26 protein-coding genes are annotated in these 25,613 nt (G+C 71.3%); 8 read left to right on the forward strand and 18 right to left on the reverse strand.

The genetic code is table 11. The annotated features are described in order from the left end of the window. The 7 genes from AC3EUV_RS36135 to AC3EUV_RS36165 form a co-directional block, all read right to left on the reverse strand. A partial coding sequence (locus AC3EUV_RS36135; protein ID WP_435604737.1) for a TcmI family type II polyketide cyclase occupies nucleotides 1-308 on the reverse strand: 308 nt, incomplete at its 3' end. Between the two features lie 54 nt (nucleotides 309-362). Next, entirely contained in the window at nucleotides 363-836 is a 474-nt protein-coding gene (locus AC3EUV_RS36140; protein WP_432146816.1) for an SRPBCC family protein, read from the reverse strand. A 1-nt stretch (nucleotide 837) separates the two neighbouring features. Then, the gene (locus AC3EUV_RS36145; RefSeq protein ID WP_432146815.1) at nucleotides 838-1,122 is read right to left on the reverse strand and encodes an acyl carrier protein; all 285 of its coding nucleotides are present in this window, start codon (nucleotides 1,120-1,122) and stop codon (nucleotides 838-840) included. Between the two features lie 15 nt (nucleotides 1,123-1,137). Continuing rightward, complete coding sequence (locus AC3EUV_RS36150; protein WP_432146814.1) at nucleotides 1,138-2,388, reverse strand: ketosynthase chain-length factor; 1,251 nt, start codon at nucleotides 2,386-2,388, stop codon at nucleotides 1,138-1,140. After that, nucleotides 2,385-3,653, reverse strand: coding sequence for a beta-ketoacyl-[acyl-carrier-protein] synthase family protein (locus AC3EUV_RS36155; protein ID WP_432146813.1), 1,269 nt, complete (start codon nucleotides 3,651-3,653; stop codon nucleotides 2,385-2,387). The genes AC3EUV_RS36150 and AC3EUV_RS36155 overlap by 4 nt, the downstream gene beginning before the upstream one ends. Continuing rightward, nucleotides 3,650-4,084 (reverse strand): cupin domain-containing protein, encoded by a 435-nt coding sequence (locus tag AC3EUV_RS36160; RefSeq protein ID WP_387238033.1) that lies wholly within the window; start codon nucleotides 4,082-4,084, stop codon nucleotides 3,650-3,652. Before AC3EUV_RS36160 ends, AC3EUV_RS36155 begins: the two co-directional genes overlap by 4 nt. A 68-nt stretch (nucleotides 4,085-4,152) precedes the next feature. Further along, nucleotides 4,153-5,271, reverse strand: coding sequence for a SchA/CurD-like domain-containing protein (locus tag AC3EUV_RS36165; protein WP_435604738.1), 1,119 nt, complete (start codon nucleotides 5,269-5,271; stop codon nucleotides 4,153-4,155). A 249-nt stretch (nucleotides 5,272-5,520) separates the two neighbouring features. Between AC3EUV_RS36165 and AC3EUV_RS36170 the strand changes: the two genes are divergently transcribed. The 3 genes from AC3EUV_RS36170 to AC3EUV_RS36180 all read left to right on the forward strand — a co-directional run bounded on the left by AC3EUV_RS36170 (nucleotide 5,521) and on the right by AC3EUV_RS36180 (nucleotide 8,178). Continuing rightward, entirely contained in the window at nucleotides 5,521-7,155 is a 1,635-nt protein-coding gene (locus tag AC3EUV_RS36170) for an FAD-dependent oxidoreductase (RefSeq protein WP_432146820.1), read from the forward strand. Nucleotides 7,156-7,418: 263 nt separating this feature from the next. Further along, the gene (locus tag AC3EUV_RS36175; RefSeq protein WP_435604739.1) at nucleotides 7,419-7,730 is read left to right on the forward strand and encodes a hypothetical protein; all 312 of its coding nucleotides are present in this window, start codon (nucleotides 7,419-7,421) and stop codon (nucleotides 7,728-7,730) included. Then, nucleotides 7,690-8,178 carry a glutathione peroxidase gene (locus AC3EUV_RS36180; protein ID WP_432146819.1) on the forward strand — a complete coding sequence of 163 codons (489 nt, stop codon included), beginning with the start codon at nucleotides 7,690-7,692 and terminating at the stop codon, nucleotides 8,176-8,178. Before AC3EUV_RS36175 ends, AC3EUV_RS36180 begins: the two co-directional genes overlap by 41 nt. Before the next feature lie 58 nt (nucleotides 8,179-8,236). On the opposite strand, the gene AC3EUV_RS36185 is transcribed toward AC3EUV_RS36180, so the two are convergent. Next, nucleotides 8,237-8,626, reverse strand: coding sequence for an STAS domain-containing protein (locus AC3EUV_RS36185; protein WP_435604740.1), 390 nt, complete (start codon nucleotides 8,624-8,626; stop codon nucleotides 8,237-8,239). Nucleotides 8,627-9,268: 642 nt separating this feature from the next. On the opposite strand from AC3EUV_RS36185, the gene AC3EUV_RS36190 reads away from it, so the two are divergent. From AC3EUV_RS36190 to lnt, 4 genes are all read left to right on the forward strand, one after another. Next, nucleotides 9,269-10,792: a sensor histidine kinase gene (locus tag AC3EUV_RS36190; RefSeq protein ID WP_435604741.1), complete on the forward strand. Its 1,524-nt coding sequence runs from the start codon at nucleotides 9,269-9,271 to the stop codon at nucleotides 10,790-10,792. Between the two features lie 109 nt (nucleotides 10,793-10,901). Further along, nucleotides 10,902-12,842, forward strand: a complete 1,941-nt coding sequence (locus AC3EUV_RS36195) for an ABC transporter ATP-binding protein (protein WP_435604742.1) — start codon at nucleotides 10,902-10,904, stop codon at nucleotides 12,840-12,842. 60 nt (nucleotides 12,843-12,902) lie between these two features. Then, the gene (locus AC3EUV_RS36200; protein WP_435604743.1) at nucleotides 12,903-13,385 is read left to right on the forward strand and encodes a nuclear transport factor 2 family protein; all 483 of its coding nucleotides are present in this window, start codon (nucleotides 12,903-12,905) and stop codon (nucleotides 13,383-13,385) included. Nucleotides 13,386-13,505: 120 nt separating this feature from the next. Further along, the gene (lnt, locus tag AC3EUV_RS36205) at nucleotides 13,506-15,038 is read left to right on the forward strand and encodes an apolipoprotein N-acyltransferase (protein ID WP_435604744.1); all 1,533 of its coding nucleotides are present in this window, start codon (nucleotides 13,506-13,508) and stop codon (nucleotides 15,036-15,038) included. Here the strand turns inward: lnt and AC3EUV_RS36210 are convergent. Both AC3EUV_RS36210 and AC3EUV_RS36215 read right to left on the reverse strand, forming a co-directional pair. Further along, the gene (locus AC3EUV_RS36210; RefSeq protein ID WP_432146805.1) at nucleotides 15,007-15,915 is read right to left on the reverse strand and encodes a Gfo/Idh/MocA family protein; all 909 of its coding nucleotides are present in this window, start codon (nucleotides 15,913-15,915) and stop codon (nucleotides 15,007-15,009) included. The genes lnt and AC3EUV_RS36210 overlap by 32 nt on opposite strands. Beyond that, nucleotides 15,912-17,156: an FAD-dependent monooxygenase gene (locus AC3EUV_RS36215; protein ID WP_435604745.1), complete on the reverse strand. Its 1,245-nt coding sequence runs from the start codon at nucleotides 17,154-17,156 to the stop codon at nucleotides 15,912-15,914. Before AC3EUV_RS36215 ends, AC3EUV_RS36210 begins: the two co-directional genes overlap by 4 nt. Nucleotides 17,157-17,242: 86 nt before the next feature. Between AC3EUV_RS36215 and AC3EUV_RS36220 the strand changes: the two genes are divergently transcribed. Further along, nucleotides 17,243-17,878 (forward strand): TetR/AcrR family transcriptional regulator, encoded by a 636-nt coding sequence (locus tag AC3EUV_RS36220; protein WP_435604746.1) that lies wholly within the window; start codon nucleotides 17,243-17,245, stop codon nucleotides 17,876-17,878. A gap of 34 nt (nucleotides 17,879-17,912) precedes the next feature. On the opposite strand, the gene AC3EUV_RS36225 is transcribed toward AC3EUV_RS36220, so the two are convergent. The 8 genes from AC3EUV_RS36225 to AC3EUV_RS36260 form a co-directional block, all read right to left on the reverse strand. Then, entirely contained in the window at nucleotides 17,913-18,452 is a 540-nt protein-coding gene (locus AC3EUV_RS36225) for a hypothetical protein (protein ID WP_432146818.1), read from the reverse strand. Between the two features lie 125 nt (nucleotides 18,453-18,577). Next, on the reverse strand, nucleotides 18,578-19,246 hold the full coding sequence (locus AC3EUV_RS36230; RefSeq protein ID WP_432146817.1) for a uracil-DNA glycosylase: 669 nt from the start codon (nucleotides 19,244-19,246) through the stop codon (nucleotides 18,578-18,580). 303 nt (nucleotides 19,247-19,549) lie between these two features. Continuing rightward, complete coding sequence (locus AC3EUV_RS36235; RefSeq protein ID WP_432146802.1) at nucleotides 19,550-20,320, reverse strand: SDR family oxidoreductase; 771 nt, start codon at nucleotides 20,318-20,320, stop codon at nucleotides 19,550-19,552. A 28-nt stretch (nucleotides 20,321-20,348) separates the two neighbouring features. Beyond that, nucleotides 20,349-21,110, reverse strand: coding sequence for a 3-oxoacyl-ACP reductase FabG (gene fabG / locus AC3EUV_RS36240; RefSeq protein ID WP_042152294.1), 762 nt, complete (start codon nucleotides 21,108-21,110; stop codon nucleotides 20,349-20,351). Nucleotides 21,111-21,355: 245 nt separating this feature from the next. Then, nucleotides 21,356-21,751, reverse strand: a complete 396-nt coding sequence (locus AC3EUV_RS36245; RefSeq protein ID WP_432146801.1) for a DUF3037 domain-containing protein — start codon at nucleotides 21,749-21,751, stop codon at nucleotides 21,356-21,358. Beyond that, a complete protein-coding gene (locus AC3EUV_RS36250; protein ID WP_432146800.1) occupies nucleotides 21,748-22,572 on the reverse strand; it encodes a HipA family kinase in 825 nt (274 codons plus the stop codon). Before AC3EUV_RS36250 ends, AC3EUV_RS36245 begins: the two co-directional genes overlap by 4 nt. Before the next feature lie 76 nt (nucleotides 22,573-22,648). Further along, on the reverse strand, nucleotides 22,649-23,914 hold the full coding sequence (locus AC3EUV_RS36255) for a tyrosine-type recombinase/integrase (protein ID WP_432146799.1): 1,266 nt from the start codon (nucleotides 23,912-23,914) through the stop codon (nucleotides 22,649-22,651). Nucleotides 23,915-23,965: 51 nt separating this feature from the next. Continuing rightward, nucleotides 23,966-24,274, reverse strand: a complete 309-nt coding sequence (locus AC3EUV_RS36260; RefSeq protein WP_432146798.1) for a helix-turn-helix domain-containing protein — start codon at nucleotides 24,272-24,274, stop codon at nucleotides 23,966-23,968. Between the last annotated feature and the right edge of the window lie 1,339 nt (nucleotides 24,275-25,613).

Below are 25,613 nucleotides of genomic sequence, written 5' to 3' on the forward strand. Positions count from 1 at the left end.
CTGTAGAACTGCTGGGCCATCGCGTCCTTGGGGCTTCGCCAGGTCTCCGGGTCGTAAGCGCTGACGAAGGCGGACAGCTGGTCGCTGACGGCGCGGAATTCGGGGTGTTCCGTCACCTTGGCGATCTCCGGGCCGGGCGGCCGGTCGGATTCGATGAGGTGCAGATACACATCACCGAACTGGAAGAGGGTCCGCCGCGAGACGCCGACCAGGTGGGGCAGTTCCGTACGGTCGGAGGCCTTGAAGACCTCGGCGATGTCCGGAGCCGAACCGGGTTTCATGCGCGCGACGATCAGTGCGTGATGCATCAGGGGTCCCTTCGTTGCCGCCGGGCGGCGGTCCGCACACGGCCTGGTGGGCCGTCAGCTGACGGTGGCGGAGCGGAGCTCGCGGTCCCGCTGCTCGATCCGGTCCCGGATGAGCTCCATCTGGATCCGGGAGTTGCGGTTGATCATCTCGGTCATGCCCTTGTCGTCGACCGGGGCGTCGGGCTTCATCGCGAAGTCCTGGGTCCAGTGCATCGAGGTGCCGCCCGGGATCTCGGCGTACTTCCAGTGGATGTCCATGTGCTCGAACGGACCGGTCTCGACGCGGCGGGCGCGGACCGAGCGGTTCTTGCGGTCGACGACCCGCTCGGAGACCCAGCTCCAGACCGTGCCGTTGTCGTCCGGGTGCATCGTCAGCCGGAAGGTGGTCTTGTCGCCTTCCCTGGACAGCACTTCGACCGAGGCGTACTCGCTGAACAGCTGCGGCCAGTTCTCGATGTCGTTGGTGATGTCCCAGACGAGGTCGAGGGGCGCCGCGATGGTGATGTCGTTCTCGGTGTGGCCGGGCATGTCAGGCTCCTGTCGTAGGCACGGTGTCGTTGGCGGGGGTGTTGGCGGGGGTGTTGATGAGGGCGAGGAAGTCGCGCGGCGTCTTGCAGCGCTCCGCGTCGGTCGGCATCGGCCGGCCCTGACGGTTCTCCAGCTCGCCCACGATGCCCAGGAGACCGAGCGAGTCCAGACCGAAGTCCGCGAAGGTCGCGTCCTGCCGGTTCGCCAGCTCCTTGGGGTCGACGGTGAGGCCGGCCGCGGACTTCATCAGCGCGGCCAGCTCATTGAGCGTCAGTTGAGCGGTCATCTGAGGTTCTCCTTCTCATGAGGGGGACCCGGAGCCCTTCCGCAGCACCAGCGCCGCGTTCGAGCCCATCAGTCCCCGGCTCAGCACCAGCGCCGTCCGCAGCTCGGCCGGGCGGGCCCGGCCGGTCACCACGTCAAGGTCGTGGCAGACGTCGACGACGTTGGGGGTGGGCGGCACGACGCCGTACTCCATCGCGAGCACCGCGGCCGCGGTGTCCAGGACGGGGGCGCCGCAATACGCCCGGCCGGTGCCCGTCTTGGGTGCGGTCACCGGGACCTGCGAGGCGTGCCGGCCCAGGGCGTCCGCCAGCGCCAGCGCCTCGGCCCGGTCGGCCGCGGGAACGCCGAGCGCGTCCGCGAACACCACATCGATCTCCTCCGGGGCACACCGCGCATCCTCCAGCGCGCCGCGGATCGCATGGGCGAGCCCGTCCCGGGACTCCTCCCACAGGGAGGCCCCGGTGAAGGTCGCGGCATGTCCGGCCAGCACGGCCCGGACACTCGCCCCGCGGCTCTCGGCCGCCGCCTCCTCCTCGACGATCAGCATCGCGCCGCCCTCGGCGGGCACGAATCCGCACGCGCCGCTGGTGAACGGGCGGTAGGCGCGGGCCGGATCGTCGAGCTTGCTCAGATCGTCGTAGCCGAGCTGGCAGACGACCGAGTAGGGGGCCAGTGGTGCCTCGGCGGCACCCACGACGACGGCGTCGGTGCCGCGCCGGATGGTGCGGGCGGCATGCGCCAGGGCGTCCAGCCCGCCCGCCTCGTCGCTGGCCACGACTCCGCACGGCCCCTTGAAGCCGCCGCGGATGGAGATCTGTCCGGTGCTCGCCGCGTAGAACCAGGCGATGGACTGGTACGGGCCGACATGGCGGGAGCCCTGGCCCCAGAGCCGTTGCAGCTCCCGCTGGCCGAACTCGCCACCGCCCGATCCGGCGGCCGTGACGACTCCCACCGCGAACGGTGAGTCGTTGTAGTCGGCACGGCCGAGCCGGGCGTCGTCCAGCGCGAGGTTGGCCGCCGCCATGGCGAAGTGGGTGAACCGGTCGGTCTGGACGAGGTAACGCTCCTCGATCAGATCCGCCGGATCGAAGCCCCGGACCTCACCGGCGACCTTGAGGGGCAGATGCTCACACCCCTCACGGGTGACGCGGTCGAGGACACTGATGCCCTCCACCGTCGCCTTCCAGAAGGTCTCGGTGCTCACCCCGTTGGGGGCGATGACACCGATGCCGGTGACGACGGAACGACGTTCCTTCGGGGAGCTCATGATGCCCTCCCACCCTGTCGGGTCAGTACCACCGCTGACTGGAATCCACCGAAGCCGCTGCCGACCGAGAGCACCGAACGCAGCGGCAGCTCGCGGGCCGTCTTGGGCACATAGTCGAGGTCACACTCCGGGTCCGGAGTCTCGTAGTTGGCCGTCGGCGGCACCACCTGGTGGGTGAGTGCCAGCACACAGGCCACGATCTCGATGGCGCCGATCGCGCCGAGCGAGTGGCCCACCATGGATTTGATGGAACTCATCGGCACCTTGTGGGCATGCGCGCCCAACGACCGCTTGACGGCGGCCGTTTCGTGCCGGTCGTTCTGCTGGGTGCCCGAGCCGTGCGCGTTGACGTAGTCCACCTGGGTGGCGTCGATCCTGGCGTGGCCGAGTGCGCGGTTGATCGCCTCGGCCATCTCCAGGCCCTCCTGGGTGAGACCGGTCATGTGGTACGCGTTGCCGAAGGTGGCATAGCCACGTATCTCACAATGGATGGTCGCCCCGCGGGCGCGGGCGTGTTCCAGCTCCTCCAGGACGAGCACGGCGCCGCCCTCGCCCATCACGAATCCGTCGCGGTGGGCGTCGAACGGGCGGGAGGCGTGCGCGGGATCGTCGTTGTTCGCCGAGGTCGCCTTGATCGCGTCGAAGCAGGCCACGGTGATCGGGGAGATCGGCGAGTCCGAGGCACCGGCGATACACACATCGACCCGGCCCTCCTCGATGGACTGGAACGCGTACCCGATGGCGTCGAGGCCGGAGGTGCAGCCCGTCGAGACGGTCTGCACCGGGCCATGGGCGCCGATCTGTTCCGCCACCGCGGAGGCGAGCGAACTCGGGGAGAACGCCCGCTCCAGGTGCCGGCCGGCCGGCCGGTGGTCGACGTCCCAGCGGGCACCGTGACTGCTGACGGCGACATAGTCGTGCTCCAGCCGCGTGGTGCCGCCGACCGCGGTGCCCAGGGACACCCCGACCCGCCAGGGGTCCTCCGCCTCGGTGTCCAGGCCGGCGCTGCGCAGCGCCTCGTCCGCGGCGACCATCGCGAACTGGATGTACCGGTCCGAGCGGGCCACCTGCTCCTCGCTCAGACCGTGCGCCGCGGGATCGAAGTCGCACTCGGCGGCGATACGTGAACGGAAACCCTCGGGGTTGAAGAGGGTGATGCCACGGGTCGCCGTACGACCGGAGGACAGCAGGTCCCAGAAGGCGGGCACACCCACGCCGCCCGGCGCGACGATACCGACGCCGGTGACCGCCACGCGGCGGGTCATGACACCGGCTCCGTGCGTTCCGGTGGCGCGGCCGGTGTGCTCTCCTCCGTGCCCTCGGTGTCGACGTGGCCGAGCTCGGGGCGCGGTGCCAGCGGGCCGAGGTGGAAGACCATCCGGGCCTCTTCGTCCCCGACATTGCGGAAGCGGTGCCGCATGTACGGGGGGATCAGCAGACCCTGGTCCGGGCGCAGCGGGTGTGGCTCCCCGTCGAGGTCGACTTCGAGCAGGCCCTGCACCACGTACACGAACTCCTCGGAGTACGGGTGGTAGTGCTCGCCGATGCGCTCGCCGGGCTGCACGAGTGCCATGCCCATGAAGCCGCTCGTGGCGCCCACCGCGCTGGGTGTCAGCATGGCGCGCAGATCACCTCCGCGCCGGCGGTTGGGCTGGGTCTCGCTGAGGTCCACGATGCGTGGGCGGTGCGTGGTCATGGCTGTTCCTCCATGGGCGTGATGCCGGCGGTTGAATGGGGTGAGCGGCCTGCCTGCGGCCGGGGGCGTCAGGCGCCCGGTGCCCGGCGGTCGGTGATGAGAGCCATGTCGGCGCGCTCCAGGAAGTGCACGATCTCGCGGTCGTTCGACAGACCGCCGGCCACCTCGGTGTCGATGAGGCGCCGCAGCACGGCCGTCTTGCGGGGGCCGCGCACACCGAGCGACAGCATGGGGTCGCTGTCGACGGGGATACGGAGGTCGACCATCCGGACCACGACGTCGTCGCGCTGGAAGATGGTGCTGCCGGCGACGGGGCAGGACGCGTCGTCGGCGGCCAGTTCGTCCTGGCGGGCCAGCATCCGGGCCAGCGCCATGCCGCAGCCTTCTTTGGCGGGGTAGTACAGCGCATGCCGGCGGATGCCGTCGGGCTGCTGTCCGCCCGCCGCGACGTGGTGCACCGCGGGCAGCGCGGCACGGGTGAAGAACACCCGGGCGGAGTTCGGGTCGCTGAGGTCGCGGTCCTGCTCCAGATACGGGTTGATGGCTTCCTCGACGGCCCGGACCTCGGGCTGCTGGGAGATGTGCCGCAGCGCCGCGACGAGGTCGCCCTGCACCTCGACCGCGCGCACGACGCGGTTGCCGTGCATGAAGAGGGAGGTGCGGCGGAGCCTGGTGGTGTCGTCGACCCGGGCCTCCGGGGAGGTGTACCCGGCGAGGATCTCCGCGACCATCGATTCGCTGCCCGGCTTCACGGTGAAGGTCAGCGCGTGCCGGACCACTCCGTCGCCGACGCGGGGGTTGGCCTGAAGGCGTCCCTTGGGGGGCTCGGGCGTGAGGCTGGCGATGTTCGAGGTCTCGCGCAGCACGCTGAAGCGCAGCGAGCGGGTGTCACGGACACAGCCGTGCAGCGGCTGCACCATCTTGACGTGTTCCTCGCTGTTGACCCAGGCCAGGAACGGCGGCGCACTCTCCCATTCACTGGTGATGAGCCACTGTGAGGGATTCTCGATGGACTGGCACAGCTGGTCGGTGATGTGCCCGGGGACGGACGCGACCTGGTTGCGCAGGTGCTCGTAGGCTTCCAGGAAGTCCTGCTGGGCCCCTTCGTGGAGATCCAGGAGCAGCACGACCCGAAGCCGTGAGCCGTCGAAGGCTGACTGGGATATTCGTTCCGACAGCGTTGTCATCGTCTACGCATCTCCTTCGGGGCCCGACGGCCCCAGTGGTGCGTCGTCAGTTCCGGTGCGATCCGGTGACTGAGCCGGATGGTGGGGGCGGCCCGCCCGGTGTCCGGGGGCGTCCCGGATTCGATCGTGGCCGGAGCCCACGGGTGGCGCGAGATCTGTGAGCCATGCAGGTGAACCGTGATCGAACACGGCGCGGGCCGGGCATTCGTGCTCCATCTGCCGTACACGCCCCTGGAGCTGGAGCACGCAATGAATCCCACCGCCGAAGACCGGGTGCCGGTACTCATCGTGGGCGGGTCCCTGGTCGGCCTGTCCGCGTCACTGTTCCTGGGACGCCTGGGTATCCGACATCTGCTGGTCGAGAAGCACTCGGACACCTCCCGCCACCCGCGCGGGCGGGGGAACAACGTCCGCACCATGGAGCTGTACCGGGTGGCCGGTGCGGAGCAGCGGATCCGTGAGGCCGCGTCCACGCTGGCCGACAACCACGGCATCCTCCAGGCCCGTTCGCTCACCGGGGACGAACAGGAGTGGCTGTTCAAGGAGATCGACCCGGGCGGCGGGCTGGCCAAGTTCAGCCCCGCCGCCTGGTGCCTGTGCAGCCAGAACGACCTGGAGCCGGAGCTGGTGCACTGCGCCCGTGAGCACGGCGGTGACCTGCGGTTCTCCACCGAGCTGAGCTCCTTCGAACAGGACGCGCAGGGCGTGACCGCGGTCCTGAAGAGCCGGGAGACCGGTGAGCAGCGCACCGTCCGCGCGGACTACCTGATCGCGGCCGACGGCCCGCGCAGCCCGGTACGGGAGCGGCTGGGCATCGGCCGGACGGGGCCCGGCGACCTGTTCCACAACGTGAGCATCACCTTCCGCGCCCCGGCCCTGGCCGACGCCGTCGGCGACCGCCGCTTCATCGCCTGCTACTTGACCAACCCCGAGGCCGATGGCGCCCTGCTGCCGGTGGACAACCGGGCCGAGTGGGTCTTCCACGCCCCGTGGCACCCGGACCAGGGCGAGACCCTGGAGGACTTCACCGACGAGCGGTGCATCGACCACATCCGCCGGGCAACGGGCGTACCGGACATGCCGGTTGAGATCACCGGCAAGGCGCCGTGGCACGCCGCGGAGCGGGTCGCCGAGCGGTACGCGGCCGGCCGGGTCTTCCTCGCCGGCGACTCGGCCCACGAGATGTCCCCCACCGGGGCGTTCGGCTCCAACACCGGCATCCAGGACGCGCACAACCTCGCCTGGAAGCTCGCCGCCGTGCTGAACGGCTGGGCGGCCCCCGGACTGCTGGCTTCGTACGAGGCGGAGCGGCAGCCGGTGGCCCGGGAGACCAGTGCGCGCGCCTCGGCCCGCTCCGCCGAGCACAGCCACCCGGGGTACGTCCCGGCGCCCGGCACGGGCGGCGGCCGGCAGCGCGGGGTGCTCACCGTGGCCCTCGGCTACTGCTATCCGCACGGCGCGGTCGTCGGCGCCGATCCCGAGCTGCCGGTGGTGCCCGAGCAACTGCGGCTGACCGGCGAACCGGGTACCCGCGCCCCGCACATGTGGCTGCACGCCGCCGGCGAGCGCCGTTCGACCCTGGACCTGTACGAGAAGTCCTTCGTCCTGCTGACCGGCACCGACGGCGAGATGTGGCGCACCGCGGCCAAGGGCGCCAACGAGGAGTTCGGCCTGGGGCTGAAGTGCTACATGATCGGCACCGGGCCGAACGACGATCTGGCCCCCGAAGAGGGCGCCGACTGGGCCGAGAAGCACGGGACGACGCCGGAGGGCGCGGTGCTGGTGCGCCCCGACGGCTTTGTCGCCTGGCGGGCCGAGGGCCGGGTGGCCGACCCCGAGGCGGCGCTCCTGGAGGTCCTCGCCGCGCTGCTGTGCCGGAGCTGACAGGTCCGGACCGCCCCGGTCCGGCGCGCCCTCGCCGGGTCCGCCCCGGTGAGGTCCGACGGACAGGGGCCGGGCCGCGGGGCACAGGAGGCTGCTGAGGATGGAGGGGCCGGCGGGACATCCGCCAGCCCCTCCACCGGTGGTCCCGCCGCTCCCGCGGGCGCGCGAACGTATCTTCTGTCCGTCACCACCGCAGGGGCATCTGGGTGCCGTCCCGGCCGCGTCCCGCAACTCGGGGAAGCGATTTCCGGTTGAGTCCGGGCATGGACGCGAAGAAGCCCGCCGCACACCCCTTTCAGCGCATCGCGCTCCCCCGCCAGCCGCCGGCGCTGCCGCCCCCCGCTCCACCGGCGCGCCGCCCGGCCGAGGAGGGGACGCCGATCTTCGACCAGCTGCTCAAGGAGTGGCGCTCGGGGGAGCTGCGGCCGATGGTGTCCTGGCCGGTGGACGATCCGGGGAAGATCAGGGCGGGCTCCGCTGTTGGGACGGATGATGGCCGTCCCTATCCGCGGAACCGCGACGAGGAGCATGACCGTGAGCCTGTACGACATCCCCCTGCGCACCCTGACCGGTGAGCCCGCTTCACTCGCCGACTACCGGGGCAAGGCCCTGCTGGTGGTGAATGTGGCGTCCAAGTGCGGGCTGACCCCGCAGTATTCGGGCCTGGAACGGCTCCAGCAGCGCTACGGGGACCGTGGCTTCAGTGTGCTGGGCTTCCCCAGCAACCAGTTCGCGGGCCAGGAGCCGGGCACCGCCGGGGAGATCGCCGCCTTCTGCTCCGCGACGTACGGCGTGAGCTTCCCGCTGTTCGAGAAGACCGAGGTCAACGGCGCGGACCGGCATCCGCTGTATGCGGAGCTGACGGGCACCGAGGACACCGAGGGGACGGCCGGCGACGTCCAGTGGAACTTCGAGAAGTTTCTGATCGATGCCGACGGCAAGGTCGCGGGCCGCTTCCGGCCGCGTACCGAGCCGGAGGCCGAGGAGCTGGTCACCGCCATCGAGGCGGTCCTGCCGGGCTGATCCGATGACCGCGCCGCCGGTCCGCGGGGGCGGGCGGCGGCGTAGCGGAGGGCGCCGGTCAGGCAACGGCCGTACCGGCGCCGTCCGTGGCCTCGGATGATCCGGCGGTGCCGGCGGCCGGTTCCCCGGCGGCGTGCTCGTCGGACACGATCTCGAAGCTGCCGTTCAGCCCGGTCATCCGCAACAGCCGCGCAACGCTTCCGCCGTGGGTGACCCCGGTCAGCCGCAGCCGGCCGCCGCGCTGCCGGGTGCGGTAGCGGGCACGGCTGAGCAGCGACAGACCGGCGCAGTCGATGAACGTCACCGCGCGTACATCGAGCAGGAGATCGCTGCCCTGGACACCGGTGAGGTCGTCCAGTTGGTCGGACAGCACCGACACGGCGAGGATGTCCAGCTCACCGCGGAGTTCCAGCACGGTCGTGCCGCCCGCCGCGCAGCTGGGTCCCACAAGTCTCGGGTAGTACTGACCTTCATCCATCGGCCCGGCCCACTTTCGTGCCGAGGCGCGGGATATGGCCACGCGTCTGCGGCGGAGACGTTCGGTAGGTGTGGGGGGCGCCCGGCGCATTCCGGGCGGGTCGGCCCGTTTCCGGGTCGCGGGTGGTGTGGTGGTGTGTCGTCTGTGTTCCTGCGTTTCTGCTGCTGTCCGTAGTTGTCTACGGCTTACCCGCAGGCCGCGGCCTCCAAGTCCCAGCGACCGGGACATCTACAGGTTGTCTCAAAGTCGACCCTCGCGGGTGTGGCCGAGATAGGTGGCCCAGGGCTTGGCCCCCGGGGCAGGCCACAGCCGATCGCGGTTCCGAGCACGTCGCCGGTCACTGGCCCGGGTGGCGCGCCGCGTACACCTGCGAAGGGCCGCGGACACCCTGCGGCCGGAAATCGCAGCTACTGCCGCCGGCGGGCCGCGCACGTCGGCCCGGCGGTGGGGACCGCCGCCCCGGACCGCGCCCCGGGCCGCCCCGCTACCCCCGCGACCGGCCTCCTGACCGGCTCCCGGGCGCTCCGCTCGGACGCCTCCGCGGGCGCCTCGCCCGGGCGGCCCCATTGGCACACTTTCGGGCGAATTAGACTGGCCGAATCGCCGGAAAGTGTGAGGTGTGCCCTGAAGCCGTCGGATCCCGCTGGAGAGCTCCCCGACCGGACCGCGCAGCGCCTGCCTGCGCCGGGCGAGGGGCCGGTCTCCCGGCTTCCGCAGCTGGGGGAAGAAGGGGGCTCGGTCGGCTCCGATCATGACCTGGGCCGCGCGCTGAGCCGTATCGCCGAGGCCGCCGTCTCCCTGACGGGTGCGCGCCATGCCGCCGTCGCCCTCCGGGACGCGGACGGCGGCGGGCCGGGCGAGCTGATCACTCACGGCGTCTCCCCCGGGGCCGGGCCGCCCGCCGGAGCCTCGCTGGAGGTGCCCATCCAGGTGGCGGGGGAAGTGTGCGGCACGCTGTATCTGGCGGGGAAGGGCGACGGCCAGGAATTCGGCGACGGGGACCGGCATCTGGCGCGGGTACTGGCCGCCGAGGCCGGGCTGGCCCTGAGCAATGCCCGGATGCACGCGGCCGCCCGGCAGCGACGCCGCTGGATCGAGGGTGCGGCCTCCGTGACGACGGCGCTGCTGGCCGGGCCCGAGCCCCGCGCCACGGCCACCCACGCCCTCACCGTCGTCGCGGAGCAGGGCCGGGAGCTGGCCGAGGCGGCGACCGGAGCGGTGCTGCTGCCGCACGCCGAGGGCGGTATGGAGGTGGTGGCGATCTCCACCGTGCTCTCGGAGGACGTACGGACCGAGGCATTCCGCGGCTGGATACCGCCGGCGAGCCCGGTGCTCCACCAGCTGCACGCCGGGCTGGCGGTCTTCTCCGACGACTTCGCCGCCGACCCCCGCTCGATCTCCCCGCTGTCGCGCCACTACGGCCCGACGATGCTGCTGCCGCTGCGCAGTAACGGGCGGGTGCTGGGCGCCCTGGCGCTGTGCCGGATGTCCGGCGACCGCCGCTTCAGCCACACCGAACGCACGCTGGGGACCCAGTTCGCCGCTCAGGCGGCGGTGGCGCTGATGCTCGTCGACCGGCACCGGGACCGGGAGCGGCTCGCCGTCTTCGAGGACCGCGACCGGATCGCCCGCGATCTGCACGATCTGGTCATCCAGCGGCTGTTCGCCACCGGAATGCTGCTGGAGACCGCCCGGCGCAAGGCGCTGTTGCCGGAGGTGCAGGAGGGGCTCGGCGAGGCGATCGATGAGCTGGACGCGACGATCCAGGAGATCAGGACGGCGATCATCGCGCTCCAGCAGGGGCCGTCGGAGGCGCCGCCGGGCCTTCGCACCCGGGTGCTGCGGGCGGCCGGCGCGGCGCTCGGCGGCCGGCCGTCGGTGCAGTTCGTCGGCCCGGTCGACGCGCGGGTCGACGAGCGGACCGGCCGGGAACTGCTGGCCGCGCTCGACCGGGCGCTGACGGCGGTGGGGCCGTCGTCGCCGCCCCGGGTGTCGGTCGTCGTGGACACCACCGCCACCCTTCCCGACGGACAGCCGGGCGTACGGCTCACGGTACGGTCCCCGGACGGCTCGCACCCGCCCGTGACCTGGGAACATCCGCTCGGCGGCCACTCCGCTCCGGACTCTGACGGGTGAGTGCACCGGAATCGCTTGACCTCAAGATTGGTTGAGGTTCTAGGTTCCTTTATGTCGCCGGTCACTCACGGCGATCCCGTGACGCGACCCCGGCACCCTGGAGGCCACGATGGACATGGAAGTCACCGCCTGGCACGCCCTGCACAGTTCGATGACCGCGCAGCAAGGACGGCGCCGCTTCTCCCGCGGCACCCTGCGCCGCATCACCGCCTTCGCCCGCCCGCACCGCCGCCGTCTGGTGTGGTTCCTCGTCCTGAGCACGGTGACCGCGATGCTCGCGGTGGCCACCCCGCTGCTCGCGGGCCGGGTGGTGGACGCCATCGTGGGCGGCGACGCACCCTCCCTCGTCCTGCGCCTGTCCGGGCTGATCGCCGTCATCGCGGTCGCCGAGGCGGGCCTGGGGCTGGCGACCCGCTGGCTGTCGGCGAGCATCGGCGAGGGCCTGATCCTGGATCTGCGCACCGCGGTGTACGACCACGTCCAGCGGATGCCGATCGCCTTCTTCACCCGTACCCGTACCGGAGCACTGGTCAGCCGGCTCAACAACGATGTGATCGGTGCGCAGCGGGCGTTCAGCGACACCCTGTCCGGGGTCGTCAGCAATATCGTGACGCTGCTGCTCACCCTCGGGGTGATGATCGGGCTGTCCTGGCAGATCACGCTGATCGCGCTGGTGCTGCTGCCGGTGTTCGTGCTGCCCGCCCGCCGGGTCGGCCGGCGGCTGGCGGATCTGCGCCGGGAGGGGGCCGACCACAACGCGGCGATGGGCACCCAGATGACCGAGCGGTTCTCCGCGCCGGGTGCCACCCTCGTCAAGCTGATGGGCCGCCCGTCCCGGGAGTCCGCCGAGTTCGCCACCCGGGCCCGCCGGGTGCGCGACATCGGGGTCCGTTCGGCCATGGTCCAGACGTACTTCGTCACCGCTCTCACCCTGGTCTCCGCCCTGGCGCTGGCCGTCGTCTACGGGCTGGGCGGCTTCCTCGCGCTGCGCGGACAGCTGGAGCCCGGCGCGATCGTCTCGCTCGCCCTGCTGCTCACTCGGCTCTACGCCCCGCTGACCGCGCTGTCCGGCGCCCATATCGAGGTGATGAGCGCGCTGGTCAGCTTCGAGCGGGTCTTCGAGGTACTCGACCTCAAGCCGCTGATCACCGAGAAGCCGGACGCCCGGGCGGTCCCCGAGGGCCCGGTGTCCGTGGAGTTCGACTCCGTACGCTTCGGCTATCCGTCCGCCGACAAGGTCTCGCTGGCCTCCCTGGAAGAGGTCGCCACCCTCGACACCCGCGGCGGCGAAGAGGTCCTGCACGGCATCTCCTTCCGCGCCGAACCGGGCCAGATGGTCGCCCTGGTCGGCTCCTCGGGCGCCGGGAAGTCGACGGTGGCCCAGCTGCTGCCGCGGCTCTACGACACCGACACGGGGGCGGTCCGGCTCTCCGGGGTGGACGTCCGCGATCTGACCGCCGCCTCGCTGCGCGATGTCCTCGGGATGGTCACCCAGGACGGGCACCTCTTCCATGACTCGATCCGCGAGAACCTGCTGCTGGCCAAGCCGGAGGCGACCGAGGCGGAGCTGTGGGACGCGCTGCGCCGCTCCCGTCTGGAGGAGCTGATCGCCGGACTTCCCGACGGGCTGGACACCGTCGTCGGCGAGCGCGGCTACCGTCTGTCGGGCGGCGAACGCCAGCGGCTGACCATCGCCCGGCTGCTGCTCGCCCACCCCCGGGTGGTGATCCTGGACGAGGCCACCGCCCACCTGGACAACACCTCCGAGGCGGCGGTGCAGGAGGCGCTCACCGAGGCGCTGGAGGGCCGTACCGCACTGGTCATCGCCCACCGGCTGTCGACCGTACGGGCCGCGGATCTGATCCTGGTGGTCGAGGGCGGACGGATCGTCGAGCGCGGGACGCACGAGACGCTGCTGGCGGCCGACGGGCGCTACGCGGAGCTGTACCGGACCCAGTTCGCCGACTCGGAGGAGCGGCAGGCCGCCACGGACGCCGGCGGCACGGACGCCGGCCCGGACCTCCTGCCGGAGTCGGCGCTGGTGAACTGACGCCGCGCCGGTGAGCCCCCGCCTCTTGGCGGGGGCCTCGGTATGCCGAAAACTGAGGCGATGACGCAGCGCGCGGAACACTCCACGCTCATGGACCGCCTCGCCATCGACGATCTGATCACCGGGTACGCCATCGCGGTGGACGACGGCGACTGGCCCGGCTATCTGGCCCTGTTCACCCCGGACGGCCGGGCCGACTACCGCTCCGCGGGCGGCATCGAGGGCGGCGCCGAGGAGATGGCGGTCTGGCTCGCCGAGATGCTGCGGCACTTCGCGATACGGCAGCATCTGATCGTCAACCGCCGGGTCACCCTCGGCCGGCGGGACGGCGCCCCCGGCGACACCGCCACCGTCCAGGCCGACTACCTCAATCCGATGCGGCTCGCCGGCCCCGCCTCGGACGCCGGGGGCGGGCCGACCGCCCCCAACTACACCTGCGCCGGCCGCTACGAGTTCGCCGCCCGCCGCACCACCGACGGCTGGCGGCTGACCGGGGTCGTCGTCCACGAGAAGTGGCGGCAGGTGCAGCCGGTGGAGGACTGAGGGCCGCACCGTCCGCCGCGATCCGGTATCGGCCGTTGCGGCGACACCCCCTTTCCTTGATCGGCGCAGCCGCGCACACTGGCCGTCCTACCGGCGAAAACCGGCACCAGGGAGCCCGGCATGGACAGACCGCTCGGCGGGCAGCCGCGGTGGCTGGGCTCCCCCTGGTCACGGGGCTTGGCCGCCGCGCTCGCCGGAGCGGTACCGGCCCTGACCTTTCCCGCCCCGTCCTGGTGGTGGCTGGCGTACGCCGCCCTGGTGCCCTGGCTGCTGCTGGTGCGAACGGCCCCGACGTGCGGGCGGGCGGCGCTGGACGGCTGGCTGGGCGGCACCGGCTTCATACTCGCCGTTCACCAGTGGCTGCTGCCGAGCCTGCATGTCTTCATCCTCGTGCTCGCGCTGCTGCTCGGTGCCCTGTGGGCGCCCTGGGGGCTGCTGGTGCGCGCGCTGCTGGGCGGTGCGCCCGGCGCGGGCCGGTGCGCCGCCGCGCTGGTGCTGGTGCCCTCGGGCTGGCTGATGGTCGAACTCGTCCGTTCCTGGGAGTACTTGGGCGGCCCCTGGGGGCTGCTGGGCGCCAGCCAGTGGCAGGTGCCGCCCGCGCTGCGGCTGGCATCGGTCGGCGGGGTGTGGCTGGTCAGCCTGCTGATCGTGGCGGTGAACACCGTCCTGGCCGAGCTGATGGCCCGCCCGGCGGCCCGGCTGCCCGCCGTCGCCGGTCTGCTGGTGTGCGCGCTGGCGGTCACCGCGGCCTGGTTCCGGTCACCGCTCCCCCGCCCCGCCGGTACGGTACGGATCGCCGTCGTCCAGCCCAACCTGACCGGCACCCCGGCGGAACGGCTGGCCCGGAGCGAGGAACTCACCCGGTCGATGGCGGGCCGCGGGGTGCGCCTGATCATCTGGGGCGAGAGCAGCCTCACCCAGGACCCGGCGGACCGCCCGGCGCTCGCCGAACGCCTCGCCGCCCTCTCCCGTCAGACCGGCGCCGAGCTGCTGGTCAACGCCGACTCCGCACACGCCGACCGGCCGGGCATCTCCAAGAGCGCGGTCCTGATCGGGCCGGACGGTCCGACCGGGGAGCGCTACGCCAAGATGCGGCTGGTGCCCTTCGGCGAGTACATCCCGTTCCGGTCCGTGCTCGGCTGGGCGACCCGGGTGGGCAAGGCCGCCCCGAGCGACCGGCTGCGCGGCACCGCCACGGTGGTGATGCCGGTCGCCTCCGCGGGCGGGCTGCGCGTCGGGCCGCTGGTGTGCTTCGAGAGCGCCTTCCCCGACATGAGCCGCCACCTGGTGCGCGACGGTGCGCAGGTGTTGGTAGCCCAGTCCTCGACCTCGACCTTCCAGGAGAGCTGGGCGCCCGCGCAGCACGCCTCGCTGGCCGCGCTGCGCGCCGCGGAGAACGGGCGGCCGATGGTGCACGCCACCCTCACCGGCATCAGTGCCGTCTACGGCCCCCGGGGCGAGCAGATCGGCGAGCGGCTCGGCACCGACCGCAGCGCGGCGGCCGTCTACGACCTGCCGCTGGCCGAGGGCACCACCCCGTACACCCGGTTCGGCGACTGGGCGGTGTACGGGGCGGTCGGCGCGCTGGTGCTCGCCGGCGGGTACGCGGGGCTGCGGGCGCTCAGCAGACGGACTGCGCGAGCGCCTCGGTGACGACCCGTTCGCACAGTTCGTGGGTGCGCAGCGCGTCCTGGGCGGACGGCTGCCGGCCGGCCCGTACGTCGTCCAGGAACGCCAGCACGATCTGCTCGATGCCGCGCTGGCGGGCGACCGGCACCCAGTCACCGCGGCGCCGGACGCTCGGCTGCCCCTTGTGGTCGATGACCTCGGCGAGATTGACGACCTGACGCTTGGTGTCCTGCCCGGAGACGTCGAGGATCTCCTCCGCGGAGCCGCTGAGGCGGTTCATGGTGCCGATGGCGGTGAAGCCGTCGCCGGACAGCTGAAGCACCACATGCTGCATCAGCCCCTCACGGATCCTGGCCCGCACATCGATGTGGTCGACCTCTCCAGGGACGAGGAACCGCAGGGTGTCGACGACATGGATGAAGTCGTCGAGCACCAGGGTGCGCGGGTCCTCAGGCAGGCCGACGCGGTTCTTCTGCATCAGGATCAGATCGCGGGCGTGCTCACGGCACTGGGCGTAGGCGGGCGCGAAGCGGCGGTTGAAGCCGACGGTGAGGCCCACCCCGCGCTCCTCGGCGAGCGTGACGATGCGCTGGGACTCGGCGAGCTCGTAGGCGATCGGCTTGTCGACATAGGTCGGTACGCCGGCCTCGATCAGCCGGGTCACGATCTCGGGGTGGGCGGAGGTGGCGGCGTGCACGAAGGCGGCGTCCAGGCCCGCGGTGAGCAGCGAGTCCAGGTCCGGGTGGAGCTGCGCCGCGGGCAGCCGGTGGGTGGCGCCGACGCGTTGCAGGGTGGCCGGGGTGCGGGTGTGCAGATGCAGTTCGAGCCCCGGTTGTGTGCCCAGGACGGGGAGGTACGCCTTCTGGGCGATGTCGCCGAGTCCGATGCAGCCGACCTTCACTCATGCTCCTTGGGTTGTGCCGCGCTGGTGGTGCCCCGCGTGCCGGAAGCATACGTGCCGGCCGGCGGCCGCCAGTCGGCGATCCCGTCCATGGTCCGCAGCGCCGGATCCGGTGCGAGGCGGGCGCTCGCGGCCATCAGCGCGGCGCGCAGCGCGCAGGCCGGCCGGGAGCGCCAGGTGGTCAGCCGGCCGATCCGCCCGGCCCGGCGGACCACGTCCATGGTGCGCGGCAGCCGCTGCCGGGTGTACGCGATGAGGGCGGCGGCGAGCTCGGCGTCCGGTGCGGCCAGGTGGGCCAGCACGACGGCGTCCTCGATGGCCTGGCAGCCGCCCTGGCCGAGGTTGGGGGACATCGGATGGACGGCGTCGCCGAGCAGGGCGACCCGGCCCCGGTGGAAGGCGGGCGGCGCGGCGGCCGCGGTGTACACGTCGTTGCGGAGCACCGCGGCGGGCTCGACGGCGGCGAGGAGGTCAGGGACGGGGTGGTGCCAGGAGCCGAATCGGCGCAGGAGTTCGGCCCGTTCGCCGTCAGGGGCCCGGCCGCCGGGCGGGACGGCCGCGGTGGCATAGGCGTAGACCCGTCCGTCGTGCAGTGGCTGGGTGCCCCACACGCCGCCGGGGCCCCAGGTCTCGTGCGCGGCGAAAGGGCGGTCGGGCTCGGGGGCGACCACGCGCCAGGCGGTGAAGCCGGCGTAGCGGGGTTCGGGGTGGTGGGGGAAGAGGGCGCGGCGGACGGCGGAGCGGATGCCGTCGGCGGCGACGACGAGGTCCGCGGCGAGCTCCTCGTCCCCGGCCGCCCCGTGGATCCGCACCCGCGCCGGACGGCCGTCCGGCCTGGCGTCCCCCGGGTCGGCCAGGGTGGCCGTGGCGGCGGTGCGTACCGCCCCCTCGGGCAGCCGGCCGGCGAGCAATGCGACCACCTCGGCGCGGTGGGCGACCACCACCGGCCCGCCGTACCGCCGGACGACCGCGGCCTGGTCCACACGGGCCAGCCGGCGACCACCGGGCAGCCGGAGTTCCGCCGCGGTCTGTGCGGTGGCCAGGGCGCGGATGCCGTCGCCCGCCCCCAGGGTGTCCAGGGCACGCTGGGCGTTGGCGGCGAGCCCGATCCCCGCACCTACGGGTGCCAGGGCGGTGGCGCGCTCCAGGACGGTGACCGACCAGCCGCGGCGGTCCAGTGCCAGCGCGGCGGTGAGTCCGCCGATTCCGCCGCCGATGACGAGCGCGGTGTGCTGCCGCATGCTGCCTCCCGGATCCCTGGCCCACTACAGGTGTAGTCGCCCCTGCCGTCGAGACTACACCTGTAGTCGACGGCTAGGCTCCCCGTATGAACGCCCGCAGTGACCACACTCCGGCACCCGCCGCCGTCCCCCGCCATGAGCTGATCGCCGACGCGGCGCTGACGCTGCTCGCCGAGCGCGGGATGCGCGGGCTGACCCACCGGGCCGTGGACGAGGAGGCCGGGCTGCCGCAGGGCTCCACCTCGAATGTCGCGCGCACCCGGGCGGCCCTGCTGGAGGCCGCGGTGCGGCGGCTGGCGGAGCGGGAGGCGGCGGTGCTGACCGCACGGGAGCGGCCCGGGGCGGGCTCCGGGGCCAAGGACGCCGAGGCGGCGGGCTCCGGGGCGGTGGTCGCCGAGGCGCTCTCGCTGGCGCTGCACCGCTACCTCTCCCGGCACCGGAAGCTGCTCCTCGCCCGGTACGAGCTGGCCCTGGAGGCCACCCGCCGGCCCGAGCTGCGGGCGGTCTACGACCGGGCCGGCCGGGCCTTCCGGGAGCCGATGGCGGCGATGCTGGCCGCGGCGGGTTCCGCCGATCCCGAGCGGCATGCGGTGAGCATGGTGGCCTGGTGCGACGGGATCCTGTTCTCCTGCACCGCGGGGCAGTTCCACGCGGCCGTCCCCACCCGCGCCGCATTGCGCGCCTCCTGCGCGGAGCTGCTCGACGGGATGCTGCGTGGGTGAGCCTCCGAGGCGGCCGAGCCCCTCGGCGCCGGCGCTACGGCGTGTGCCCCGCTGCCCGGTCGATCCGTAGCTGGAGTCGTTCGATCGCGTCCCGGAGGCCCTGGCGGTATTCGCCGTCGGCGAGGGCGTTGGCCGAGGCCCTCGCGCGCCGCAGCTGGGCGCGGGCGTCGGCCGGCCGGTCGAGCGCGGCGTAGTCGGCCGCGATATTGAGATGCAGGGAGGGGAAGAACGCGCGGAGGGCGACGAGGGGGTGGCGGGGGCCTGGGCCGTCGGCGACCCGGGACTCCCCCGGCGTGATGGCGGGGCCCGCGGGCCGCTCGGTGACGAAGCCCTCGGCCGCCTCCAGGGCCCGGAGGTCCCAGTCGAGTTCGTCCCGGGGGTCGTCCTGGGTGTCGGCCATGTAGTGGGCGAGGGTGCAGCGGTGGAAGGCGTCGCCGTGCGGCCCGATCTCGTGCCACAGCGCCGAGAGACGGTTGCGCGCCTCTTCCCGGTCGCCGCCGCGATGCAGCATGATCGCCTGGCCGATCCGGGTCAGCACCCCGTCCTCGGGCGCCGCCTCCCGCCGCGTTTCCACCACTGCACTCCCGTATCCGCTCACACCATCGGTGGCCGTTCCCTCGACGCTAACCGCCGGACGGGAGCTGCGCGCGGTGTGTGCGACGCGCCGGGTGGTCCGGCCCGCCGCCCGGGCCCGCCGGCTCAGCCCAGGTCAGGGATGCGCCAGTCGATCGGGGCATGGCCCTGCGCGGCGACCGCCGCGTTGATCTGGGTGAAGGGGCGGGAGCCGAAGAACTTCTTCGCCGACAGCGGGGAGGGGTGCGCACCCTGCACCACGGCATGCCGCTCCTCGTCGATCAGCGGCAGCTTCTTCTTGGCGTAATTCCCCCACAGCACGAAGACCGCCGGGTCGGGCCGGGAGGCCACCGCACGGATCACCGCGTCGGTGACCTTTTCCCACCCCTTGCCCTTGTGGGAATTGGCCTCGGCCTCGCGGACCGTCAGGACCGCGTTCAGCAACAGCACGCCCTGCTGGGCCCAGGGCATCAGATAGCCGTTGTCCGGGACCGGGTGGCCCAGCTCCTCCTTCATCTCCTTGTAGATGTTCCGCAGCGACGGCGGCGTCTTCACACCGGGCTGCACGGAGAAGCACAAGCCGTGGCCCTGTCCCGCACCGTGGTACGGGTCCTGGCCCAGGATGAGCACCTTCACCTGGTCGTAGGGCGTCGCCTCCAGCGCCGCGAAGACCTGCTCGCGGGGCGGATAGACCGGGCCATGGGCCCGCTCCTGCTCGACGAAGTCGGTCAGCTCCTTGAAATAGGGCTTCTCCAACTCCTCGCCGAGGACCCCGCGCCAGGACTCGGGCAGCATGTCGGTCACCACGTCAACAACCTCCGGTGTGCGTTGCGTTCTCAGTCCCCGAACCTACCGGCGACCACTGACAACGCCGTCCGCGGGCCGCCCCTGACCGGCCCGGACCGAGGGTACCCGCGGTACCGGGAGGGCCTCCCGGACAGGCCGCGGACGCACGTGGGGCCGGCCCTGGCAGACAGCAGACGCGCGTGGTGCCGGCCCCGACAGGACCGGCACCACGGAATCCGGCTCTCGGAACGCGCACCGAAACGCGGCACCCCGGCCCCAGGACCCGCCCGGCGCCGTCAGACCCCGGCGCCGTCAGACCCCGGCGTTCAGGAACAGACCGCCGTCGACGACCAGGGTCTGGCCGGTGATCCAGCCCGAGGCGTCGGACAGCAGGAAGGCTGCCGCCCCGCCGATGTCCTCCGGGACGCCCAGCCGCGCCATGGGGTAGCCGGCCGCCGCCTCCTCCTCGCGGTTCTCGTAGAGCGCGGCCGCGAACTTGGTCTTGACCACCGCGGGCGCGATGGAGTTGACCCGCACGCCGGGCGCGAACTCGTGGGCGAGCTGGAGCGTCAGATTCACCATCGCGGCCTTGCTCATGCCGTACGCACCGATGAACGGCGAGGGCGCGAGGCCGGCGATCGAGGCGATGTTGACGATGGCGCCGCCGTTGTCCTTCTGCCAGGCGTGCCAGGTGCGCTGCGCGAAGCCGAGCGCCGAGACGACGTTGGTCTCGAAGACCTTGCGCGCCACGCCCAGGTCGAGGTCCGCGATGGGGCCGAACACCGGGTTCGTCCCTGCGTTGTTGACGAGGTAGTCGACGCGGCCGAAGGTCTCCATCGCGCGCTCGACGGCCAGGGCCTGGTGGGCCTCGTCATGCGCCTTGCCGGCGACGCCGAGCACCCGGTCGGCGCCCAGCTTCTCGGCGGCCTCCTTGAGCGCGTCCTCGTTGCGGCCGGTGATGACGACCCGGTCGCCGCGGGCCACCAGGGCCTCGGCGATGCCGTAGCCGATACCGCGGCTGGCACCGGTGACCAGCGCCACCTTGCCGGTGGGCTCGGGGAGCCCGCTGTCCTGCTCGGTCATGTCCAGAACTCCTGAGGTCGTGGGGCGGTCAGTTGAGCGGGCCGCCGGCGACGTACATGACCTGGCCGGAGACAAAGCCGGCCGCGTCGCCGGTGAAGAAGGCGATCGCGTTGGCGATGTCGTCCGGCCGGCCTACGCGCTGTACCGGGATCTGGGTGGCTGCCGCGGCCTGGAACTCCTCGAAGCCCATGCCGACGCGCTCGGCGGTGGCCGCCGTCATGTCGGTGACGATGAAGCCGGGGGCGACGGCGTTGGCGGTCACGCCGAACTTGCCGAGCTCGAAGGCGAGGGTCTTGGTGAAGCCCTGGAGACCGGCCTTGGCGGCCGAGTAGTTGACCTGTCCGCGGTTGCCGAGCGCCGAGCTGGAGGAGAGGTTGACGATCCGCCCGAACTTGGCGTCCACCATGTGCTTCTGGCAGGCGCGGGACATCAGGAACGCGCCGCGCAGATGCACGTTCATGACCGTGTCCCAGTCGCTCTCGCTCATCTTGAACAGCAGGTTGTCGCGGAGCACACCGGCGTTGTTGACGAGGACGGTCGGCGCACCGAGCTCGGAGACGACCCGGGCGACCGCCGTCTCGACCTGCTCCGCGTCCGAGACATCACAGCCGACCGCGATGGCCTTGCCACCGGCCGCGGTGATCTTCTCGACGGTGTCCTTGCAGGCCGCCTCGTCGAGGTCGAGTACGGCGACGGCACGGCCCTCGGCGGCCAGGCGTACGGCGGTGGCCGCGCCGATACCGCGGGCCGCGCCCGTGACGATGGCGACGCGCTGCTCGGTGGTGGACATGCGGGTTCTCCTCACCCTCGAAACCTCGACAAGCGGTCCGCCGCACCGATCCCGTGGGTGAGCAACCGCTTAGTAGCCTGAGCAGGGCTGACGCTAGAAGCCCGGCCACCCGCTGTCAACGCCCCACCACCACACCGTTGCCCACCTCACCTGTGAGACCGGCCGGGGCCCGGGGCACGCCACGACGAAGCGCCCGGCCCGCCCGAAGGCGGCGCCGGGCGCCCGAACGACGGTCCCGTTGATCCTCAGCGCACCAGCAGCTCCACCAGCCGCTCGGCCTCGGCGGCGGGGTCGGCGGTCAGACCGGTGTGCACCGGGCCCGGCTGCACGATGGTGCTGCGCGGTGCGATCAGCCAGCGGAAGCGGCGTCCCGCGTCATCCCCCGCCGCCTGTCCGGCCCGCTCGCCGCCCTCGCAGATCCCCTCGACGGCGCCGAGCGCGGCTCGTACACCGGCCACATCGACCGTGGGGTCGAGGGCCAGCAGCCGGGCCTCGTCCAGATAGGTCCGGGCCTCGACGAAGCGCCGGGCACGGCAGTACACGACCACCCCGGCATTGATCATCTCGCCGCGCTCGACCCGGGGCACGACCTTCAGCAGGGCGTACTCGAAGACGTCGCGGCCGTTGTGCAGTCCGGTCACTTCACTGCCCTCCGCGGACGCTTCGCCGCCAGCCAATCCGGTGCCTGCGAGGGCTTGTCCCCGGAGGGCTCCCCCAGCGTGATCTGCTCGGTGACCGTCCGGGCCCGGGCCAGCAGGGTGCGTACATACGCCTGGCGCAGCACGTCCGGGGAGTCGAAGCCCGGCTCGTCGGCCAGCCATTCGTCCGGGACATCCGCCGCGATCTCGGTCAGCAGCTCCTCGGTGATCTGCGGCGCGAACTCCTCGGCCGCCGCGGCGACATCCGGCCGGAAGGTGGCGAGCACATGATCGGAGGCGTTGTACGGACGGGCCGATGCCTTCTCGGCGGTGGGCCAGTTGTGGTGCCAGATCATCGCGGCGCCGTGGTCGATCAGCCACAGTTCGCCGTGCCACACCAGCAGATTGGGATTGCGCCAGGACCGGTCGACGTTGTTGATCAGCGCGTCGAACCACACCACACGCCCCGCCTCGCGGGCGCTCACCTCGAAGGCCAGCGGATCGAAGCCCAGCGATCCGGGAAGGTAGTCCATGCCCAGATTGAGCCCGCCACTGCTCTTCAGCAGCTCCTGCACCTCCTGATCGGGCTCGCTCAGCCCGATGACGGGGTCGAGCTGCATCTGCACCAGCTCCGGCACCCGCAGCCCGAGCCGGCGCCCGAGCTGCCCACAAATGATCTCGGCCACGAGCGTCTTGCGCCCCTGCCCGGCACCGGTGAATTTCATGATGTAGGTACCGAGGTCATCGGCCTCGACGATCCCCGGGAGCGATCCGCCTTCACGCAAGGGCGTGACATAGCGAGTCGCTGTCACTTCTGCAAGCACTTTCCCAGGCCACCCATCTCTTCAGCCTTGCAATCCACGATCGACTTCGGACGGGTGCAGCAGCGGACATCGCCCGTCAACGGCCCTGGGGAGAATCTGGGGAGTTTCGCATGGCATGCAGTTCTCCCTGCTTCCCGAGCAGTCCGTCGATGGCGGTGCGCCCCTTGCTTCCCGCCTCCGGCATGAAGTGAGCATAGTAACCGAGGGTGATCGCGGGCGAGGAGTGCCCGAGCCACCGCGCCAAGGTCACGACAGACTCTCCGGCCTCCAGAATGATCGAGGCATAGGTGTGCCGCAGCACGTGGAACCCGTCCTTCGGGGCCGCCGCCCACTGCCAGGGTTTCGCCCCCTTGGCGCGCGGCGGGATGATGCCAACCTCCGCCAACGCGGGTTTCCAGGTGTAGGTGTTCCACGTGTTCACCGCAACGGCGTTGCCGAATCGCGTGGTGAGCAGCAAGGGAAACTTCCTCCCCTGCCCCTCCAGCTTCCCCCACGGAAGCTCCACCTCCACTGGCGGGAACGCGTCGACATGACGCTTCAGCTCCTCGGCCACCGAAGGGGGCATGTCGACGGTACGGGTCTTGGCTCCCTTCGGTAGGGCGAAGTACAACCTTCCTCTGATCGCCTGAATTTGGCGGCGGACGTGGACGACACCTCGCGCGTAGTCGATGTCCTCCGGGCTCAATCCGAACACCTCGCCCTGACGCAGCCCGCAGCCGAGACCGATTACGACGGCTATCCGGTTTCGCGGGCTGATCGCGTCACGGACTCGCAGCGCCGTCTCCAACAGCCAAGCCTCGCGTCGCTCTTGTGGCGCCTTGGGCCACCACACGGACTTCGCGTCCATGGGGTTCCTGGCAAGCCGCTTGTCATCGACGGCCGCCTCCAGAATGGAGGAAAGTTCGGACAGGATGCCGCGCCTATAGTCGACCGAGGAGACACTGGCCTCCAACTTCGCTATGTACGCGCGCAAATCCGCCGCCGTGATGTTCTTGAGTGCGAGCTCACCCAGATGAGGAACGATGTGAAGGCGCACTCTCCGTTCCTGGTTGTCCCGAGTCTTCGGAACACCACCTCGGCCTGGCGCCCAGTGAATAGAGATGTAGTCGGCCAACATGATGGATCCTTCACGCGGGTCCACGAACTCGCCGCGCTCTTCGTCCGTGGCTGTCCGCCGAAGCCACGCCTTGGCGTCCTCCAGGGTGTCGAAGGAACGGTCCCGGACCCCGGGTATACCGGCGACCTTGTACCGCTTTCCCTTGCCGTAGCGAGCAGTTCGCTCTCGTTTCCCGGTGACCGGATCCTTCTTCTTGATCCAGCGGTCTTCTATGTAGCCGGCCAAGTAACTCTCATTCATTGGGGGTGGAAACGGCACTCAACGGCGTACGGCGCGTCAGGAGCTGGGGCGGCCGTACCGCCGGCGCGGAGCTGCGCTCAGCGGGTTCAGCGCGGGGTTGGTGCGGGAGTCGGCCTGCTCCTGTTCACGGATCCAGGCATCGAGGGCTTCCCGCCGGTACATGACGCGGCCGCGAAGGCCCATGCGGAAGCTCGGCGGGCCCTGCCGTCGATGCCGCCATACGTAGAGGGTGTGGGGTGACAGGCCGAGGTACTCGGCGGTGTCCGTGACGTTGAGGAATGCGGCGCTTGCGGCGCTCCCTGGAACGGGCGCAATCGAAGAAGGAAGCAACGGTCGTTCAGTCATGTAGGGATTTCTGTGAGTGCGGGAGAGGGTGGGCCCGTGTGGGCGGAGAACCGGTTCTCCGCCCACCAATCGGCTGTGGTGTGGCAGCAGGAGATTTCGCGGACATGCCGCAGCTCGGCACGACGGCGTTACGGGCGGCGCACCATCGCGATCGGCTCGGTTGTCAGGCCAGGGAGGCGGAGGTTAAAGGCGAGGCGGCCCCCAGGGATCTCCGCCGGTGACGGCTTCCGAAGGCAGTGCGCGAAGCGTTCGGCGAGACGAGGTGCGCTCATGCCGACGCACTCGGCCACCGCGAAGATGTGCTCTGCGGTCTGGTCGCCGTGCCGCAGCCATGCCGCCATACACGCGTCACGCAGGGCGAAGACGCTCCTGCACTTTTGCCCAGGTCGGAGCGCTACTGCCATGACTCCACGTCGCGAATGCAGTCCGCCTCGGCATTAGAGAGATTGGCAACCCAGGGCGAAATTGGCAGGGGGTCTTCCGGATCGGTACATAGACTGGTGTTCCTTCCGGAGGGATATGCGGGGCGACAGAACGGAATCAACCGCACCGACACCCCATGCCTACTCGGCGGAGGTATCGCCTTCCGACGGAGATGCGCTACAAACTTCAGAGCGACAGTTGGCGCAGGCTGCTTACTTCCTCCTTGCATGAATGCGGCGTTGCCATCTGTGTCCGCCACGACTCCAAGGCCAAGCGCAGCGGAGCGCGAACACCTCAATAGTCGCGAGTATCGCCGGTTTGGCTAACCGGCGATCGTCGTCTATGTTTCGCTCTACACGTACGGGGAGTCGCTCTCGTCTGCCGCCAACGGCGCCGGCTGGTACGCGCTCAAGTACCCGGTTCCCGTCCGGTCCTCGACCAGTAGATCTGCCTCGCAGAGACGCTGTAGTCTCGCAGCGACGACGCGTTTTGGTCGATCAACCTGCGCTGCGATTGCACGACTTGCCGATCGGGGTTTTCGAGCCACACACAGACGAGAATGCTGTGATCCGAGCGGTATCCACGCTGCACGAGGTCCTCGCCGAAGAGGCCGGCAGCAGAGGCACAAAGACACAGAGCTGTGGAGAACGCGGCGTAGTCCCCAATCCCCTGGGCCTCCCATGCGTTCAGGGCGCCGAGTGTCAGCAGGAGGGAGTGGTGAAACGGGACGATCGCATCGCGGGATTCGACAGGTGGGTCTCCTGGGACGAGTCTCGTTGTCGAGACGGATCAGGACCGTGTACTGATTGCCGTGCTGGCTCTACTGCTAGTCAGGACGGCCCGCACACGCTCACTGACCTGGGTTTTTACGGGACGTTGTACATTGACATGGTTCCGGAGAATGATCCAGTCCCTT

The organism is Streptomyces sp. bgisy130, assembly GCF_057708345.1.